Origin of the sequence: Buchnera aphidicola (Kurisakia onigurumii) (assembly GCF_039394605.1) — a bacterium.
In the GTDB taxonomy this organism is placed as follows: domain Bacteria; phylum Pseudomonadota; class Gammaproteobacteria; order Enterobacterales; family Enterobacteriaceae; genus Buchnera_I; species Buchnera_I aphidicola_B.
Window position 1 is genome coordinate 254,759 of sequence record NZ_CP135033.1, and the last position, 18,348, is coordinate 273,106.

The following is an 18,348-nucleotide window of genomic DNA, read 5'->3' on the forward strand; positions in this document are numbered from 1 at the left end:
TTACATAAAAAATTATGTATTTACCTTTTTTTTTATCTAAGCGATTAGACAACAAAAATAACAGAAATTCTTTGACAATTTTTGTAATAAATTTTTCCAAAATAGGAATATTAATTAGTATTTTTATAATTTTCATTACGTTAAGTATTAGAACGGGTTATAATGATAATTTATACAAAAAAATATTTTCTTGTATCCCTCATATTAATATTCAAGAACGATTAAATAATGAAAATATTACTTTTATCAAAAAAAGATTAGAAACAGTATCAGAAATAAAAAATATTAAACCTTATATTTTAAAAAAATGTATTTTAAAAAATAAAAATAATAAATTTCAATATATATATTTAAAAGGTATTTCTTTTATAAATAATCCAATAATTGATCATATTAAATTTATAAAAAAAAATAATAAAATAGAATTTAAAAAAAATCAACTTAATGTTGTATTAGGATCTAATATTGTTAAATCATTAAATTGGAAACAAGGTAACGATCTTGATTTGATTTTTTTAAATAAAAAAAATTTTTATTCTGATCATAATATTGATTTTATAAAAATTAATATTATAGGAATTTTACATACTGATACTAGTATGGATCAAAATTATATAATTACTCCTATAAAAAATATGCAATTAATATTAAATATTTTAAATAATTATGATGGGTTAGAATTACAATTAAATAAACCTTTAAAAGCAGATGCGAAAATAAATATAATCAAAAAAAAGATTTTCCCTTTTACACACATTTTTAATTGGAAAGATATTTTTTCAGAATTATTTTATGATATTAGAATAATAGAAATCATGATACAATTTTCGATATGTTTAATTTTACTTTTAACTTTTTTATTAATCACAGGATCTACTTTTATAAAAATAACAGAAAAATATCGTGAAATTGCTATATTAAAAACTTTAGGTGTAGAGAATAATTTAATTCAAAAAACTTTTTTTTTATTTTCTATTAATAACATTATTTTTCCAGGTGTAATAGGTTTAGTTATAGGAGTATTTTTTGTTGTAATATTAAAATATTATATAAAAAATTTTTTTCAAATAAATTATTATAATAATAATATAGAATTAAATAATTATTATTTATTAGTTAAATTTAGCTGGAACAATGTTATATTCACTTTTATTTTATTAATATCAGTATTTTTACTATCAATTATTTATCCACTATATAAAGTAAAAAATTTTTATCCTAAAAAAATATTAGTAATTTCATAAAAATTTTTGATAATTCAATTGATAATAAAACAAAATAGTATTTAATTTAAGGTTAAGAATATGAAAATAAAAGTTGCAATTAATGGATTCGGTCGAATTGGAAGAATGGTTTTTAGGTTAGCACAGACTCGTTCTGATATAGAAATAGTAGCAATTAATGATCTTATATCAATAGAATATATAGCTTACATGTTGAAATATGATTCTACGCATGGAATGTTTAATGAAAAAATAAAAATAAAAAATAATACTTTAGTAATTAAAAATAAAAAAATTTATATATTTTCTGAATCTAATATTGCAAAATTAAATTGGAAAAAATTAGATATTGATGTAGTAGTAGAATCTACTGGAATATTTTTAACAAAAAAACAAGCTAATCTTCATTTGGAATCCGGTGCAAAAAAAGTTATTTTAACTGGACCGTCTAAAGACGATACACCTATGTTTGTAAATGGAGTTAATTTTGATCAATATAAAGGAGAAAGAATTGTTTCTAATGCATCTTGTACTACAAATTGTTTAGCTCCTTTAGCAAAAATAATAAATGATAATTTTGGAATTATAGAAGGTTTAATGACTACTGTACATGCTACTACAGCAACTCAAAAAGCAGTTGATAGTCCTTCATATAAAGATTGGAGAGGTGGTAGAAGTGCTATGCAAAATATTATACCATCTTCTACTGGAGCTGCAAATGCAGTTGGAAAAGTTATTCCTGATTTATTAGGTAAATTAACAGGTATTGCATTTAGAGTTCCTACAAGTAATGTATCTGTAATAGATTTAACTATTCGTCAAAAAAAATCTGCTTCTTATTTTGAAGTATGTGAACTAGTAAAACATTATTCAAAAAATGATATGAAAGGAATTATAGGATATACAAACGAAGAGGTTGTTTCCAGTGATTTTAATGGAACGACATTCACTTCCATTTTTGATGAAAAAGCAGGTTTATCATTAAATAATAATTTTTTTAAATTAGTTTCTTGGTATGATAACGAAATAGGATATTCTAGTAAGGTTTTAGATTTAGTTTCTTTAGTTGCAAATTTTTATTAAAATATAAAAAAAATTTTTTTTTATAATTTTTTAATTAATATTATAATATTAATTTTATTAAATTTATAAAGTTATACCTTTTAAAGGTATAACTAATTTAAATAATTAAATTTTTTTTTTATTAAATTCAGAAGAAATATTTAAAACCCATTCTTTTATTCTTTCTTCTGTTTTTTCTGATTGTCTATCTTCATCTATAATTAATCCTAAAAAATTTTTGGAATCAATTAGTGATTTAGATGATTTAAATTTATAACCAGTTATAGGCCATTTTCCAATTATATTTCCATTATTTTTTTTTACTATATCAAATATAGGTTTTAATGCGTCACAAAAATATTCTGAATAATCTTCTTGGTCTCCACAACCAAAAAATGCAACAATTTTATTTTTAAAATCTATTTTTTTTAATATAGGTATAAAATTATTCCAATCACATTGAATTTCTCCATAATACCATGTTGGAATTCCAAATATCAAAAAATTATATTTTTCAATATCGTTTTTTGTTGATTCTGATATATCAAAAATTTTAGAATTTTTTTTTCCTAAATTTTTTTGTATCATTTTTGCAATGCTTTCTGTATTACCGGTATCACTACCAAAAAAAATACCTATTTTTTCCATTTTTTTCTCAATTGTTAATTTAAAGATAAATAAATAATTATTATATATATTTATAAAATTTCATTTTAACTAAAAATTTATTTACATGTAAAGATTTATATCTTATAAATACATTTAATATTTTATCGATATATTTTATATATATAAATATGAAAAATTTTTATGAAAAAAAATATAATATGGTTTAGAAATGATTTAAGAATAAATGACAATCCAGCATTGTATCATGCTTATAAAAACTCTATAAATAGGGGATGTATAGGAATTTTTTTCATGGTAATCAATCAATGGAAAAAATATTTTATACCTTCTATAAAAATAAAATTCATACATAGAAATGTTCTATATTTAAGAAAAAAATTATATGTAATAAATATTCCATTATTAATTATAAATAATATGGATTATATTTCTTCAGTAAATTATCTCGTAAAATTGAGTATTCAAGAAAATATATCTTGTGTTTATTATAATAAAGAATATGAACTTGATGAAATAAATAGAGATAATTATGCAGATCATCAATTGTTAAAAAATAATATTTCAGTAAAAAATTTTCATGGAAATTCTTTGTATGATCCTTCTTTAATTCATAGTCAAAAAGGAAAATCTTATAAAAAATTTTATTTTTTTAAGAAATTAATTCTAAAAAAAATAAAAAAATATAAAATTAAATATATTTCATTTTTACCAAAAAGATATAAAAAAAAAAAATTAATATATATAGAAAATTTGATTTATAAAAAAAATAAAAATAATTTTATAGTAGGAGAAGAATACGCTTTACGTAAATTAAAATTATTTTGTAAAAAAAAAATTAAGAAATATGGTATAAATCGTAATTTTCCATCTGTATATGGAACAAGCTTTTTATCAGTATATTTATCTTTAGGAATTATAACTGTTAAACAGTGTTTATTTTATGTTTTAAAAAAAAATAAAAATAATATTGATGTAAAAAATAAATTTTTTCCATGGATAAATGAATTGTTATGGAGAGAATTTTATAAATATTTAGTATTTCATAATCCTATATTAAGTAAAGGATATACATTTTCTATTCTAGAAAAAAAAATAACTTGGGAAAATAATTCTTATTATTTTCAATCTTGGAAAAATGGATTAACTGGATATCCAATAATTGATGCTGGAATGAGACAATTAAATAATACTGGATGGATGCATAATAGATTAAGAATGATTACTGCTAGCTTTTTAGTAAAAAATTTATTAGTAGATTGGAGAAAAGGAGAATTATATTTTATTTCTAAATTAATGGATGGAGATTATGCATCAAATAATGGAGGTTGGCAATGGGTTTCTTCTTTTGGAGTAGATCATATGCCGTATTTTCGATTTTTTAATCCTATATTACAATCTAAAAAATTTGATAAATATGGTTTATTTATAAAAAGATATATCCCAGAATTACGATCGGTTCCAAATTTGTATATACATAATCCACATGAATGGATTAATAAAAATAAAATAAATATTAATTATCCACATCCAATAGTAGATTTACATATAAGTAAACAAAAATTTTTAGAAATTTTCAAAAAAATAAATAAAGATAATAAAAAATAAAATTATGAATAATATTTCACTTGAAAAAATTATAAATAAAAAATTAAATTCTGAAAAAATAAAAGATTATTGTCCTAATGGTTTACAAATTGAAGGTACTTCGGAAATAAATAATATTATTTGTGGAGTCACTGCATCTCAAGAATTAATAGATATAGGTATCAAAAATAATGTCGATGCGATCATTGTACATCACGGATACTTTTGGAAAAATGAAAAAAAAATCATTCGTGGAATTATGAAAAATAGGATTAAATCTATTTTAGATAATAATATAAATTTATATAGTTGGCATTTACCATTAGATATTCATGAAAAATTAGGAAATAATGTGCAAATAGCTAAAAAATTAAATATAAATATTAAGGGAAATATTTTACCTTATGTATTATGGGGAGAATTTGATTCTTATATTACCGGAACAGAATTATTTCATCGCATTAAATCAAAATATTGTCGAACTCCCTTACATTTTGATCAAAAATTTAAAAAAATTAAAAAAATAGCTTGGTGTTCAGGAAAAGGACAAAGTTTTTTTCATGATGCTATTAATTTTAAAATAGATGCATATATTACAGGAGAAGTTTCTGAAGAAACTATGCATATTGCAAAAGAAAATAAGGTACATTTTTTTTCTTCTGGTCATCATGCTACTGAATGTGATGGAATAAAAAAATTAGGTTTATGGTTGTCAAAAAATTTTGACCTTAATGTACAATTTATTAATTTAAATAATCCTGTTTAAAATTTATATATTATTAATTTTAAAAAATACTTATTAATTAAAATCATAACAAGAGATATTAATGAATAATAAAAATTTTAATTTTTGGAACAGTTCTTCATGGTTATATATAGCTAATCAATCTTATATAGAAAGTATAGATAGTTATAAAGATAATTCATTCACAGATTTTTCTTTATTAAAACAAAGTTTTTCCAAAATTAATAATAAAATAGATATATCAATAAAAAAAAATAATTTTTTATATAAAAACTATTCTGTCACAAGAAATAAAATAGACACAAAAAATAATAGTACACAAGTTTCAAATTTAATTAATTTTTTTAGAACTCAAGGATATAAATATGCTAATACTAATCCTTTAAAAAAAATAGACAAAAAAAAATTATATTCTAAGTGTAAAAAATATTTTAAAAATATTAAAGAACATGAATGTGAAATAATAAATATTTTTTTTCCTGAAATAAAAAAATTTTATCCTTTATTAAACAATTTAGTTTATATATTAGAAAAAATATATTGTAGATCTGTAGGATCAGAATATATGCATCTTGATAATATGTGCGAAAAAAAATGGATTCAACGCTATATAGAAAATCAACATCCTAAATTTTTTTTTACTAATGATGAAAAAATAAATATATTAAAAAAAATAATTAAATCAGAAGAATTTGAAAAATATTTACATACAAATTTTCCAGGATCAAAAAGATTTTCGTTAGAGGGTTGTGAGGTTTTAATTCCATTGCTAAATTATATAATTAATATTTGTACACAAGATGATGATACAAAAAATATATTTTTAGCTATGGCTCATAGAGGTCGTTTAAATGTTCTTTCGAATATTTTTAAAAAAAATATAAAAAAAATTGTTAATGAATTTCAAGGAACGGAAATAATAAAAAAAAATTATAATGGTGATGTTAAGTATCATTTAGGATATGATCGTGTTATAAAAAATAAAAATAATAAAAAATTATATTTAAATATAAGATGTAATCCGTCTCATTTAGAAATTGTATACCCTGTTTTAATGGGTGCAGTAAGACTACAATTAGATTTAAATAAAAGAAAAAATAGATATAAGAAAGTAATTCCTATAATCATACATGGGGATGCTGCTATTAGTGGACAAGGAGTTGTTCAAGAATCTCTGAATATGTCTCAAACAAGAGCATATGGAATTAATGGATCAATTCATATTGTAATTAATAATCAGATAGGATTTACTACATCTGAACAAAAAGATTTAAGATCTACACAGTATTGTACTGATATTGCAAAAATGATTAATTCTCCAGTTTTTCATGTAAATGCAGATGATCCTGAATCTGTTTTATTTATAGGAAAATTAGCATTAGATTTTAGAAACAAATTTAAAAAAGATGTTTTTATAGATTTATTATCTTACAGAAGAAATGGTCATAATGAAGTTGATGATCCTAGTGTTACACAACCTTTGATGTATCAAAAGATTCATAATCATCCAACAATATGTCAAATTTTCAATTCGTATTTAATTTCACAACAAGTTATAAAAAAAAATTTTTTATCTAAAATAAAAAAAAATTTTTATCAAAAATTATATGAAAAAATTTTAGATAAACCAATATTAAAAAATAAAAATTATAAAAAAAATAAATATTTGTTACAAAATAAAAAAAATTATGTTGATAAAAATATATTAAAAAAATTGTTTAATACAGTTACACATATTCCTAATAAAATTTCATTACATCCTTTGGTAAAAAAAATATATTTTAATAAAATAAAATTATTTAAAGAAAAAAAAATGTTAGATTGGGGTAGTGCAGAAATACTAGCTTATTCTAGATTATTGTATGCAGGTATTTCATGTAGATTAACAGGACAAGATGTAAATAGAGGTACTTTTTTTCATAGACATATTAATGTATATGATCAAAATAATGGATTAGTTTATACTCCTTTAAAAAATATAAATTATGTTAAAGGAAATTTTGATTCTTGGGATTCTGTATTATCAGAAGAATCATCTATAGCTTTTGAATATGGATATTCTGTGAATCAATTACATACATTAACAATATGGGAAGCACAGTTTGGAGATTTTGCAAATGGTGCTCAAAATATTATAGATCAATTTATTGTTAGTGGAGAAAAAAAATGGGGCGATAGGAGTAATTTAATTTTATTATTACCCCATGGTTATGAAGGTCAAGGACCAGAACATTCTTCAGCAAGAATAGAACGATATTTGCAATTATCTGCAGAAAAAAATATAGAAGTATGTATACCTACCACTTCTTCACAAATGTATAATTTAATTTGTAATCAAATTTTTAAAAAAAATATAAATCCTTTAATTATTATTTCTCCTAAATCTATGCTAAGAAATTCTCTTAGTTATTCTAAAATTAATGATTTTGAAAAAGAAAAATTTTTAAATGTCATTATTGATACTAATAATATAAACAGTAAAAACATTACAAAAATTATTTTTTGTTCAGGTAAAATTTATTATGAGTTATTTGAAAAAAAAATAAAATATCAGATAAATAATATTTCTATTATTAGAATCGAAAAAATGTATCCATTTCCTATTAAAGATATTAAAAAAATAATTGAAGAATATTCTCATGTAAAAGAATATATTTGGTGTCAAGAAGAACCTTTAAATCAAGGTTCTTGGACTTATATAAAAGATAAAATTAATATAATTTTATATTCTTATAATATAAATAAAATTAGAAATGATCAATTAAAATATGTAGGTAGGCCTATATCATCTTGTACTGCTGTTGGAAATATTAATATGCATGTAATGCAACAAAAGAGAATAATTCAGGAAGCTTTAAATTTAGTTTAATAAAAGGAAAATGTATGAGTATTATGAAAAAAGAAATACAAGTACCTTTATTACCAGAATCTGTTGTTAATGCTAAAATATCTAAATGGCACAAAAATATTGGAGATCAAGTAAAATATAATGATAATTTACTTGATTTAGAAACAGATAAAATAGTTTTAGAAGTTCCTTGTCCTTCAGATGGAATATTACAAGAAATAATAAAAAAAGAAGGAGATTTAGTTATTTCAAAAGATGTACTAGGAATTATTTCTAATTCTAAATCTATACAACGGAGTCTTATAAATAAAAATTTTTTTGAAAATAAAATACAAAATAATAATATGGAAAATAATTTTTCAGAAACTCCTAATGTAAGAAGATTATTAAAATTATATAATATTGATATTCAAGATGTAAAAAAAAAATGTTCAAAATCTAAAATTACTCATATAGATATAGAAAATTATATAAGAAATATTATTTTGAAATATAAAAATAACAAAAATATTATTAATAATATTAATGAAAAAAAATCAAAAAGAAATATTAATCGTATATCTATGACTCCAATTAGAAGAAAAATTTCTGAAAGATTATTGGAAAGTGTTAGAAATACAGCTACATTGACTACTTTTCAGGAAGTAGATATGAGTAATATTATAAATATACGAAAAAAGTATAATGAAAAATTTCAAAATAAATATAATATTAAATTAGGGTTTATGTCTTTTTATATAAAATCAGTAGTAGCATGTTTACAAAAAATTCCACAAATTAATGCTGCTATTGATGGAAACGATATTATTTATTATGATTATTTTGATATTAGTATAGCTATTTCTACATCCAGGGGTTTAATTACACCTGTTTTAAAAGATGTTGATACAATGAAAATACATGAAATTGAAAAAAAAATAAAATATTTTGCAGAACAAGGAGAAAATGGAAAATTAGATATTAAAAATTTAATAGGAGGAAATTTTACTATTAGCAATGGTGGAATATTTGGTTCTTTAATATCTACTCCTATTATTAATCCTCCTCAATCTGCTATATTAGGAATTCATGTGATTAAAGATCGACCTATTGCTGTAAATGGAAAAATAAAAATATTACCTATGGTATATTTAGCTCTTTCTTATGATCATAGAATTATAGATGGAAAAGAAGCCGCTAGTTTTTTAATTGAATTAAAAAATATATTAGAAGATTATTCAAGAATAATTTTTCAAATTTAAAATATATATTTTATATATAATTTTTATAAAATACGAAATATTTTGTAAATAAATAATGTGCTATATAAAAATATTTTTAGCACATTATTTATTTTTTTTAAAAAAAATAATATTTTATATTTTTGATATATAAAAATATTTTTAATATTATTACACATAATTATTATTTTTTATAAAAATTTAATATCTACTCTTCTATTTTTCACAGAATTTTTATAATTATAAAATTTATATAAATATTTATTTTTTTGACATAAAGAAATATGTATTTGTTTATTTTTTATTCCATGGTTTTCTAAATAATTAGTTATAGAATAAATTCTTTTTAAATTTAATAAAGCATTATTTGATTCATTTTTATAATGATTATGATTAACTGTAATAAAAATAATAAAATTAGGATTTTTTTTTAAAAAAGATACGGACTCATGTAATTCATGTATAAATTTAATTGGAATATAATATTGATTTAATGGAAAATAAATAGAAAAATTTTTTTTTATTTTTTTTTGACTGTATAAATAATTTTTTTCTAGTAGAGAAGAATATTGATTAGGAAATGGTTTAGTAAATAAAGAAATTTTAGTATTAACAGTTTTTTTTGGATATAAATGACATGATGATAATATACTCATAAAAAATATTATTGGTACAATTTTTTTAAATTTATTCATTTTATTTTTATTAACTCCAAATATTTTAAAAAAAATAATAAAATTAAAATTTTATTTTTAAATTATAAAATAAAAATGTGTTATAAATAAATTACATGAAATAATCATTTTTATATGTTATTATCTTGACTTATTTTATTTTAAATTATTTTTAATTTTTTGTTACATTTATATAGTAAATTTTTAAAAGTAGTAAAATAAAATATTTTTATATTTTTAATATATATTAAAAATTTAAAATTTTAATATTTATCATTTTAATCAATATTTAAATATACTATATAATATATATATAAACTATTTTTTTTTTTTTAAATTTATAAAAATTTTAATTGGAAAATTTTATTTATGAAAAATTATAAATTAATTTTGATTAGACATGGAGAAAGTGAATGGAATAAATTAAACCAATTCACTGGATGGACTGATGTTAATATTACTGAAAAAGGAAAAAAAGAAGCTTTACAGGCATCTCGTATATTAAAACGAAATGGTTTTAATTATTTTGATATAGCATATACTTCATTACTTACTAGAGCTATTCATAGTCTATGGATTATAATTAAAAATTTAGATTGTGCTTGGATTCCTGTAGAAAAAACATGGAGATTAAATGAAAGACATTATGGTTCTTTAGAAGGATTAAATAAAGAAGAGATAGAAATAAAATATGGTAGCAAAATAGTGCAAGGGTGGCGTAGAAGTTATAGTAGTGTACCTCCTTTAATTTCAGATCAGAAAAGATTAGAGTTGGGTAATAAAGTACAATATTGTAATATTCCTATTTCATTAATTCCACGATCAGAAAGTTTAGAATTAACGTTAATTCGAGTTATTTATTATTGGAAAAAAAATATTCTTCCACAAATTAAAAAAAATAAAAAAATAATAATTGTTGCACATGGAAATTCAATTCGAGCATTAGTAAAATATTTAGGAAATATTAGTGATAATGATGTGATTGATTTAAATATTGAAACAGGAAAACCAATAATATATGAGTTTAATAATTTTTTTCAACCTGTGAAATATTATAATTTATAATTTTATAAAAAATAAATTTTATTTTTTAGGAAAAAAAATGATAAAAAAAATAGGAGTCTTGACAAGTGGTGGGGATGCTCCCGGAATGAATGCAGCAATAAGAGGAATTGTAAGAACAGGTATAAGAAAAAATATAGAGATATTTGGAATATATGATGGATATTTAGGATTATATGAAAATAGAATGAAAAAATTAGATGGATATAGTGTATCTGATAAAATTAATAAAGGGGGTACTTTTTTAGGTTCATCTCGATTTCAAGGATTTTTAGAAAAAAAAATAAGAAAAAAATCAATTTTAAATATGAAAAATAGAGGAATAGAATCTTTAATTGTAATTGGTGGAGATGGTTCTTATGCAGGAGCATTATCTTTAATTGAAATGAATTTTCCTTGTATAGGAATTCCGAGTACTATTGATAATGATGTTTCTGGTACAGATTATACTATAGGGTATTTTACAGCATTAGAAACAATAATAGAATCAATTGATAAATTAAGAGATACATCATCTTCTCATCAAAGAATTTCTATTGTAGAAGTTATGGGTAGAAATTGTGGAGATTTAACTTTATCAGCAGCTATTGCAGGTGGTTGTGAATTTTTAATTTTACCAGAAGTAGAATATAATCAGGAAGAATTATTGAATGCAATACAATTAAGTATTCAAAAGGGAAAGAAGCATGCAATTATAGTTATAACAGAAAATATGTGTAATATATTTAATCTAGCAAAATATATTGAAAAAAAAACAGGAAGAGAAACAAGAGCAACTGTTCTTGGTCATTTACAAAGAGGAGGAAAACCTGTTGCATATGATAGGATACTTGCTTCTAGAATGGGAGAATATGCAATTAGATTATTATCAAAAGGATATACAAAAGAATGTATAGGTATTAAAAATGATAAATTAGTACATTATGATATTAAGTCAGTGTTAAATAAACCTAAAAAAAATTTTAAGTATAACTGGTTAAAACTTGCAAAAGAATTATATTAAAAATATATATATATTTGTATATTTATATTTAAAAAAAATAAATATTTTTTTTAAAAAAAAACATAAAAAAATATTTAATATTCTTTTTATGTTTTTGTATTTTATTTATTTTAAATAAATAATTTTTATATGATAAAATTGAGTGTAAATTAAAAATTATTTTTTTAATTATTTGTAATAATTTTAATAATGTTAATAAATTCATCGCTATTAAGAGAAGAAGATCCAATCAACAAACCATCTATATATTTTTTTTTCGATAAATATTCAACATTTTTTTCGTTTACTGAACCTCCATAAAAAATTAAAAAATCAATAATATTGGATTCATTAAATGAAGTAATATGATTACGAATAAAATTATTTATTTTTTTTATTTCAGATGTAGATGCATTTTTTCCTGTTCCAATAGACCAAATTGGTTCATATGCGATTATAGTATTATCAAAAGATTCATTTCCAAGAGAATTTAATATTGTAGATAATTGTTTTTTTATTATTAATTCTGTTTTTCCGGATTCTTTTTGTTTTAATGTTTCTCCTATACATAGTATAGGAATTAAATTTGATTTTTTTATTTCAATAAATTTTTTTAAAATATTTTTTTCTGTTTCTTTATGATTTTTTCTAGTTTCTGAATGACCAATAATTACATGTTTAACTCCAATATCTTTAAGCATATATACAGAAATTTCACCAGTAAAAGCTCCTACAGTATTGTAGTTTACATTTTGTGCACATAAAGAAATTTTAAAATCAAAATCTGATATTATTTGATGTGCCATATCTAAATATACTATAGGAAAAGCAATACTAATATCTAATATATTAGATTCTTTTACTGTTAAATGCCTATTTAATTGTGATAAGAAAGATATAATTGAATGTTTATTTCCGTTTAATTTCCAGTTTGCGATAATATTTTTTTTTTTCATATTTATAATAATAATTTGTAAGTGGTTTTTTTATAATACGAAGTTACAATACTTTTTAGTAACTTCGTTTAGTGTAAATAAATTATTTTTTAATGTAAAATATTAATAATTAATTTTTAATATAAATACAAAATTTTTTTTAAAATAGATATTTTTATTTTAATCAAAATATATTAAAAATTTATTTTACATACTACAAATTCTCAAGTTACTCATTATATTAAATTTCAATAATACAGATATATTTTTTAATATCTATTATTATATATATTTAAAATATATGTATGAAAATATTTTTAATAATTTTATAAAAATTTATTCATTAGATTTAGCAGCTTTAAATGCCTCAGTCATTACATTATTAACATTATTTTTTATATTATTTTTTTTTTCTTGTTTATTTTTATTATTTTCTTTTTTTTTTTCTTGATGTATTTGAGTTACGTATATTATTCTATTTTTTTTATCTATTGTATGAATTTGTACTTTTAATTCTTCACCTATTATATATTTTGGATCATTTCCTATTTTAATTATTTCAGGATTGATGGAATTTTCTAATTTATTTAAATAAACTAATATTCCAAAAACATTTTTTTCTAATTGTACATATATATGTTTTTTATTTTTATTTTTTAATACAGTTATTTTTCCATTAATTATTTTATTTTTTTTATTTTTACTAATAAATTTATTAAAAGGATCTTCTTTTAATTGTTTTATTCCTAAAGAAATTCTTTCTCTTTCTGCATCTACTTGTAGTACAACAGTTAGAATGTCTTCTCCTTTATTATATTTTTTTATTTTATCTTCTCCTGTAGAAGACCAAGAAATATCGGATAAATGTACTAAACCGTCTATTCCTCCTTTTAAACCTACAAAAATACCAAAATCAGTAATTGATTTAATTTTTCCTTCTACTTGAGTACCTTTAGCATGATTTTTTGAAAATTTTTTCCATGGATTTTGTTTACATTGTTTTAAACCTAATGATATTCTTCTTCTTTCTTCATCTATATCTAATACCATAACTTCAACAATATCATTAACATTAACAACTTTAGAAGGGTGTATATTTTTATTTGTCCAATCCATTTCAGATACATGTACTAAACCTTCTACACCTTCTTCTATTTCAACAAAACATCCATAATCAGTAAGATTAGTAATTTTACCTTGTATTTTTTTCTTTTCTGGATATCTTTCGGAAATATTCATCCATGGATCAGATCCTAATTGTTTTAATCCTAAAGATACTCTTGTACGATCTTTATCAAATTTTAATATTTTTACAGTAATTTCATCTCCAATACTTACAATTTCATTTGGATGTTTAACTCTTTTCCATGCCATATCTGTAATATGAAGTAATCCATCTACTCCTCCTAAATCAACAAATGCTCCATAATCAGTTAAGTTTTTGACTATTCCTTTAAAATTTAATCCTTCTTGTAAATTTTCTAATAATTGATTTCGTTCTTCAATATTTTCAAATTCTATAACTGCTCTTCGTGATACTACAACATTATTTCTTTTTTGATCTAATTTTATTACTTTAAAATCTGATTCTTGTCCTTCAAGATGAGAAGTATCTCTAATAGGTCGTATATCTACTAAAGATCCAGGTAAAAAAGCTCTTATTTCATTTAATTCTACAGTAAATCCACCTTTTACTTTTCCATTAATAATACCTCTAATTGTAATTTTTTCTTCGTAAGCTTGTTCTAATTTTAACCATGCTGCATGTCTTTTTGCCTTTTCTCGTGATAATAATGTTTCTCCAAAACCATCTTCTACAGCATCTAAAGAAACATCTATAATATCCCCTAATTTAACTTCTAATTCTCCTTTTGAATTTTTAAATTGTTCAGCAGGAATATTAGATTCTGATTTCAATCCTGAATCTACTAATATAAAATCTTTATTTATTTTTATAACTTTACTTTTTATAATAGAACCTGGTCTAATGTTAATTTTTTTCAGAGATTCTTCGAATAATTCAGAAAAAGATGTATTCATATTAGTAATCTTAATAAATTCTATGTTTGTAAATTTTATTTATCTTCTTGTTAAATAAAATTTAAAAAATTTTTATAATTGTTCCATAATTATAAATAAAATAAATATTTTTAATGACTGTTATTGTAATTAATTTACAAATATATTTTATTGATAAAGCAAATATATATTTAGAATTTATTATAATTAAATTTTTATTAATATTTAAATAAAAAATATTATTTTGTTATATCTTATATATTATAATTTCATCTATATTAATTTTAAATTTATTAAAATTTATATTTTTTTAAAATAAAATTCGAATTTTTTTAAATATTTTTACATTATAATTTTATGAAAAAATATATTTTTTTATTGATACTAAATATATTTTTTATAAATTTTTATATTTAATTTTTATAGTGTATTAATAAATAAAATTTTTTATATTTAATATTCATATCAATATTAAGTATTGATTAAATAATTTATTTGACAATAATATTTATTATTGATCTGGAATAAGAATTTTATGTGCTTATATAATATAAACATTGTTTGATAAAAAAAATAATATTTTATGATATTGTAATCTATTTTTTTTATTTTATTTCAAGATCTATATTTTTTAAAAATTGCACATTATATTAATTATTTTTAATGGATATCGACAAAAAGTTTTTATATTTACTATCATAATAATTTTTCAAATTATATTTTTTATGAAAAATAATATATAGAAATATATTTTCAACATTGATATATATATATTTTTGTAATAAAAATATACTCTACGAAATTTTTTATTTTATTATAATAAATAATAATTTATTTAATAAAAATTAAATATTAATGACATATAGAAGAAAATTTTTTAAAGTATTCTGGAAATGTTTTAGAAACACAATCAGGATTTAAAATAGTTACAGCTTTTCCAGATAAACAAATTAAAGAAAAACACATTGCTATTCTGTGATCATTATATGTATTAATTGTACTAGAATAAAAATGTTTAGGAGGATTTATACTAATAAAATCTTTACCTTCTATTACTTCTGATCCTATTTTTCTTAATTCATTAGCCATTGCTTCAATTCTATTTGATTCTTTAATTTTCCAGTTTTCTATATTTCTAATAGTAGTTTTTCCTTTTGCAAATAAAGCTAATATTGCTACAGTCATAGCTGCGTCTGGTATGTGATTTAAATCGAGATCAATTCCATATAATTCTTTTCTTGTACAAGATATAGAATTTTTTTTAATTTTTATTTTTGCTCCCATTTGTTTTAATACTTCAGCAAAATAAATATCTCCTTGAATACTATTAGATCCAATACCAGATACAGTAACCGTACCTCCTTTTATTGCTGCTGCAGCTAAAAAATATGAAGCTGAAGAAGCGTCTCCTTCAATTACAAATTTTCCAGGAGATTGATAATTTTGATTTCCATTAATATAGAATTCTTTATATTTATTATTAGTTACAGAAATTCCAAATTTTTTTAAAATATCTAATGTAATATCAATATAAGGTTTAGAAACCATTTTATTTTTTACTATAATTGTACTGTTTAATTTTGCTAACGGAGTAGCAATTAAAAGTGAAGTTAAAAACTGACTGGATTTACTTCCATCAATTTGTATCATACCACCTTTAAAACCACCTTGTACTAACAAAGGAGGGTGATATTTTTTTTCATTATATTTAATAATAGCACCTCCTTGTCTTAAAGATTCTACAAGATCTCCCACTGGTCTTTCTTTCATTCGTTTTTCACCAGTCAAAAGTACATTATTAGATGATAACGATAAAATAGATAGTAAAGGCCTTAAAGCAGTTCCAGCATTACCTAAAAATAATGATAAATAATTTTTTTTTTGAAAAGGTTTTGCTAATCCAATAATATTGCATTTAGTATTATTAGAAGTTAAAATACATTTTACACCAAGAATTTTTAATGCATGTAACATATATTTAGTATCATCACTATCTAGTAAATTTTCTATTTTAGTAATACCTGTCGATAAAGCTGATATTAATAAAACTCTATTAGAAATACTTTTAGATCCTGGTAATAAAATATTTCCATAAATATTATTTACTGGGTTTAATAATAAATTTTTTTCCATTTTTTAATTTTTCCTTCAGAAATTAGATATATGAATTTATTTTTTTTTAAAAGAAATTTATTAATTTTTTTATCCATATTTATTTTCAAAATATTTCATAAATTTAACTAATTTTTTGACTCCTTGTATAGGCATAGCATTATAAATTGATGCTCGTAAACCTCCTATTAAACTATGTCCTTTTAAATACAAAAGACCTTGAGAAAATGATTCTTGTAAAAATATTTCTGTTAGTTTTGGATTAATTATCTGAAATGGTATATTTAATTTTGATCGATTGTTAATTTCTACGTTGTTAATATAAAAACCTGTTTTATCAATAATATTGTATAATAATTTAGATTTTATTAAATTTTTTTTTTCTATATTTTTAATACCGCCGATATTAATTATCCATTGAAAAACTAAACCTGCAATATATAAAGAAAAAGTAGTTGGAGTATTAAACATAGATTTGTTATGTGAAATAATATTATAATCTAAAATAGAAGGTATATTATTTTTTTTTTTTTTCAATAAAGATTTTTTAATAATAATTAGTGTAATACCTGCAGGTCCAATATTTTTTTGTGCACTAGCGTAAATGACGCTATATTTTTGTATTTCTATTTTTTTTGATAATATCGTTGAAGAAAAGTCTCCTATTAAATCATTATAATTATTTATTTCTGGTTCTTCTTCAATTGCAATTCCTTCAATTGTTTCATTAGGACAATAATGTACATAAGATATTTTTTCATTAGAAAACCATTCATTTAATGGAATAATTTTTTTTTTTTTATCAGAATCATTTCTTATATTAATAATGTTAGGAACACAGTATTTTTTTGCTTCTTCTGCTGCACATTGAGACCAATAACCGCTACATATATAATCAGCTGTTTTATTTTTTTTTAATAGATTCATAGGAATAGCAGAAAACTGACCTCTTGCTCCTCCTTGACAAAATAAAATTTTATAGTCCTTTGGTATATTTAAAATTAATCTCAGATTTTTTTTCATTTTTTCTAAAAAATTTACGAAATAATCACTTCTATGACTAATTTCTATTACTGAAGAACCTGTGTTTTTCCAATTTCTAAAATATTTTTTAGCTTTCTTCATTACCGGTATAGGAAGCATAGCCGGACCAGCACTAAAGTTATATATTTTTTTCATAAAATTATAAATAATTAAAAAATTTAATAAACATTTTTAAAATAAAAATTTATTACTATCAATTATTATTTTT

At 20.4% G+C, this 18,348-nt stretch carries 14 protein-coding genes; 8 read left to right on the forward strand and 6 right to left on the reverse strand.

What is annotated here, in order from left to right:
* The first annotated feature begins 14 nt into the window (after window positions 1-14).
* On the forward strand, window positions 15-1,244 hold the full coding sequence (locus RJU59_RS01115) for an ABC transporter permease (RefSeq protein ID WP_343154992.1): 1,230 nt from the start codon (window positions 15-17) through the stop codon (window positions 1,242-1,244).
* 60 nt (window positions 1,245-1,304) lie between these two features.
* The gene (gap, locus tag RJU59_RS01120; protein ID WP_343128382.1) at window positions 1,305-2,306 is read left to right on the forward strand and encodes a type I glyceraldehyde-3-phosphate dehydrogenase; all 1,002 of its coding nucleotides are present in this window, start codon (window positions 1,305-1,307) and stop codon (window positions 2,304-2,306) included.
* A 105-nt stretch (window positions 2,307-2,411) separates the two neighbouring features.
* Here the strand turns inward: gap and fldA are convergent, their stop codons facing one another.
* The gene (fldA, locus tag RJU59_RS01125; RefSeq protein WP_343154993.1) at window positions 2,412-2,933 is read right to left on the reverse strand and encodes a flavodoxin FldA; all 522 of its coding nucleotides are present in this window, start codon (window positions 2,931-2,933) and stop codon (window positions 2,412-2,414) included.
* 162 nt (window positions 2,934-3,095) lie between these two features.
* Here fldA and RJU59_RS01130 point away from each other — a divergent pair, with 162 nt between their 5' ends.
* From RJU59_RS01130 to sucB, 4 genes are all read left to right on the forward strand, one after another.
* Entirely contained in the window at window positions 3,096-4,520 is a 1,425-nt protein-coding gene (locus tag RJU59_RS01130) for a cryptochrome/photolyase family protein (RefSeq protein WP_343154994.1), read from the forward strand.
* A 4-nt stretch (window positions 4,521-4,524) separates the two neighbouring features.
* Window positions 4,525-5,265 (forward strand): Nif3-like dinuclear metal center hexameric protein, encoded by a 741-nt coding sequence (locus RJU59_RS01135; protein WP_343128385.1) that lies wholly within the window; start codon window positions 4,525-4,527, stop codon window positions 5,263-5,265.
* A 61-nt stretch (window positions 5,266-5,326) separates the two neighbouring features.
* The gene (locus RJU59_RS01140; protein WP_343154995.1) at window positions 5,327-8,113 is read left to right on the forward strand and encodes a 2-oxoglutarate dehydrogenase E1 component; all 2,787 of its coding nucleotides are present in this window, start codon (window positions 5,327-5,329) and stop codon (window positions 8,111-8,113) included.
* Window positions 8,114-8,136: 23 nt separating this feature from the next.
* Complete coding sequence (gene sucB / locus RJU59_RS01145; RefSeq protein ID WP_343154996.1) at window positions 8,137-9,333, forward strand: dihydrolipoyllysine-residue succinyltransferase; 1,197 nt, start codon at window positions 8,137-8,139, stop codon at window positions 9,331-9,333.
* A gap of 170 nt (window positions 9,334-9,503) precedes the next feature.
* Here the strand turns inward: sucB and RJU59_RS01150 are convergent, their stop codons facing one another.
* On the reverse strand, window positions 9,504-10,007 hold the full coding sequence (locus RJU59_RS01150) for a hypothetical protein (RefSeq protein ID WP_343154997.1): 504 nt from the start codon (window positions 10,005-10,007) through the stop codon (window positions 9,504-9,506).
* 348 nt (window positions 10,008-10,355) lie between these two features.
* Here RJU59_RS01150 and gpmA point away from each other — a divergent pair, with 348 nt between their 5' ends.
* Both gpmA and pfkA read left to right on the forward strand, forming a co-directional pair.
* A complete protein-coding gene (gpmA, locus tag RJU59_RS01155) occupies window positions 10,356-11,051 on the forward strand; it encodes a 2,3-diphosphoglycerate-dependent phosphoglycerate mutase (RefSeq protein WP_343128389.1) in 696 nt (231 codons plus the stop codon).
* Window positions 11,052-11,088: 37 nt separating this feature from the next.
* Window positions 11,089-12,051 carry a 6-phosphofructokinase gene (gene pfkA, locus RJU59_RS01160; RefSeq protein ID WP_343154998.1) on the forward strand — a complete coding sequence of 321 codons (963 nt, stop codon included), beginning with the start codon at window positions 11,089-11,091 and terminating at the stop codon, window positions 12,049-12,051.
* 164 nt (window positions 12,052-12,215) lie between these two features.
* Here pfkA and tpiA read toward each other — a convergent pair whose 3' ends face one another.
* The 4 genes from tpiA to serC all read right to left on the reverse strand — a co-directional run bounded on the left by tpiA (window position 12,216) and on the right by serC (window position 18,275).
* Window positions 12,216-12,986 (reverse strand): triose-phosphate isomerase, encoded by a 771-nt coding sequence (gene tpiA / locus RJU59_RS01165; protein WP_343154999.1) that lies wholly within the window; start codon window positions 12,984-12,986, stop codon window positions 12,216-12,218.
* A 315-nt stretch (window positions 12,987-13,301) separates the two neighbouring features.
* Window positions 13,302-15,005, reverse strand: a complete 1,704-nt coding sequence (gene rpsA, locus RJU59_RS01170) for a 30S ribosomal protein S1 (protein WP_343155000.1) — start codon at window positions 15,003-15,005, stop codon at window positions 13,302-13,304.
* Window positions 15,006-15,836: 831 nt separating this feature from the next.
* Window positions 15,837-17,117 carry a 3-phosphoshikimate 1-carboxyvinyltransferase gene (gene aroA / locus RJU59_RS01175; RefSeq protein ID WP_343155001.1) on the reverse strand — a complete coding sequence of 427 codons (1,281 nt, stop codon included), beginning with the start codon at window positions 17,115-17,117 and terminating at the stop codon, window positions 15,837-15,839.
* A 69-nt stretch (window positions 17,118-17,186) separates the two neighbouring features.
* Window positions 17,187-18,275: a 3-phosphoserine/phosphohydroxythreonine transaminase gene (serC, locus tag RJU59_RS01180; protein ID WP_343155002.1), complete on the reverse strand. Its 1,089-nt coding sequence runs from the start codon at window positions 18,273-18,275 to the stop codon at window positions 17,187-17,189.
* Window positions 18,276-18,348: the final 73 nt, after the last annotated feature.

What these genes read in the sequence shown, in the direction of transcription:
- RJU59_RS01115 (WP_343154992.1), top strand. Translation starts at nt 15, where the DNA reads ATGTATTTACCTTTTTTTTTATCTAAGCGATTAGACAACAAAAATAAC.
- gap (WP_343128382.1), top strand. Translation starts at nt 1,305, where the DNA reads ATGAAAATAAAAGTTGCAATTAATGGATTCGGTCGAATTGGAAGAATG.
- fldA (WP_343154993.1), bottom strand. Translation starts at nt 2,933, where the DNA reads ATGGAAAAAATAGGTATTTTTTTTGGTAGTGATACCGGTAATACAGAA.
- RJU59_RS01130 (WP_343154994.1), top strand. Translation starts at nt 3,096, where the DNA reads ATGAAAAAAAATATAATATGGTTTAGAAATGATTTAAGAATAAATGAC.
- RJU59_RS01135 (WP_343128385.1), top strand. Translation starts at nt 4,525, where the DNA reads ATGAATAATATTTCACTTGAAAAAATTATAAATAAAAAATTAAATTCT.
- RJU59_RS01140 (WP_343154995.1), top strand. Translation starts at nt 5,327, where the DNA reads ATGAATAATAAAAATTTTAATTTTTGGAACAGTTCTTCATGGTTATAT.
- sucB (WP_343154996.1), top strand. Translation starts at nt 8,137, where the DNA reads ATGAAAAAAGAAATACAAGTACCTTTATTACCAGAATCTGTTGTTAAT.
- RJU59_RS01150 (WP_343154997.1), bottom strand. Translation starts at nt 10,007, where the DNA reads ATGAATAAATTTAAAAAAATTGTACCAATAATATTTTTTATGAGTATA.
- gpmA (WP_343128389.1), top strand. Translation starts at nt 10,356, where the DNA reads ATGAAAAATTATAAATTAATTTTGATTAGACATGGAGAAAGTGAATGG.
- pfkA (WP_343154998.1), top strand. Translation starts at nt 11,089, where the DNA reads ATGATAAAAAAAATAGGAGTCTTGACAAGTGGTGGGGATGCTCCCGGA.
- tpiA (WP_343154999.1), bottom strand. Translation starts at nt 12,986, where the DNA reads ATGAAAAAAAAAAATATTATCGCAAACTGGAAATTAAACGGAAATAAA.
- rpsA (WP_343155000.1), bottom strand. Translation starts at nt 15,005, where the DNA reads ATGAATACATCTTTTTCTGAATTATTCGAAGAATCTCTGAAAAAAATT.
- aroA (WP_343155001.1), bottom strand. Translation starts at nt 17,117, where the DNA reads ATGGAAAAAAATTTATTATTAAACCCAGTAAATAATATTTATGGAAAT.
- serC (WP_343155002.1), bottom strand. Translation starts at nt 18,275, where the DNA reads ATGAAAAAAATATATAACTTTAGTGCTGGTCCGGCTATGCTTCCTATA.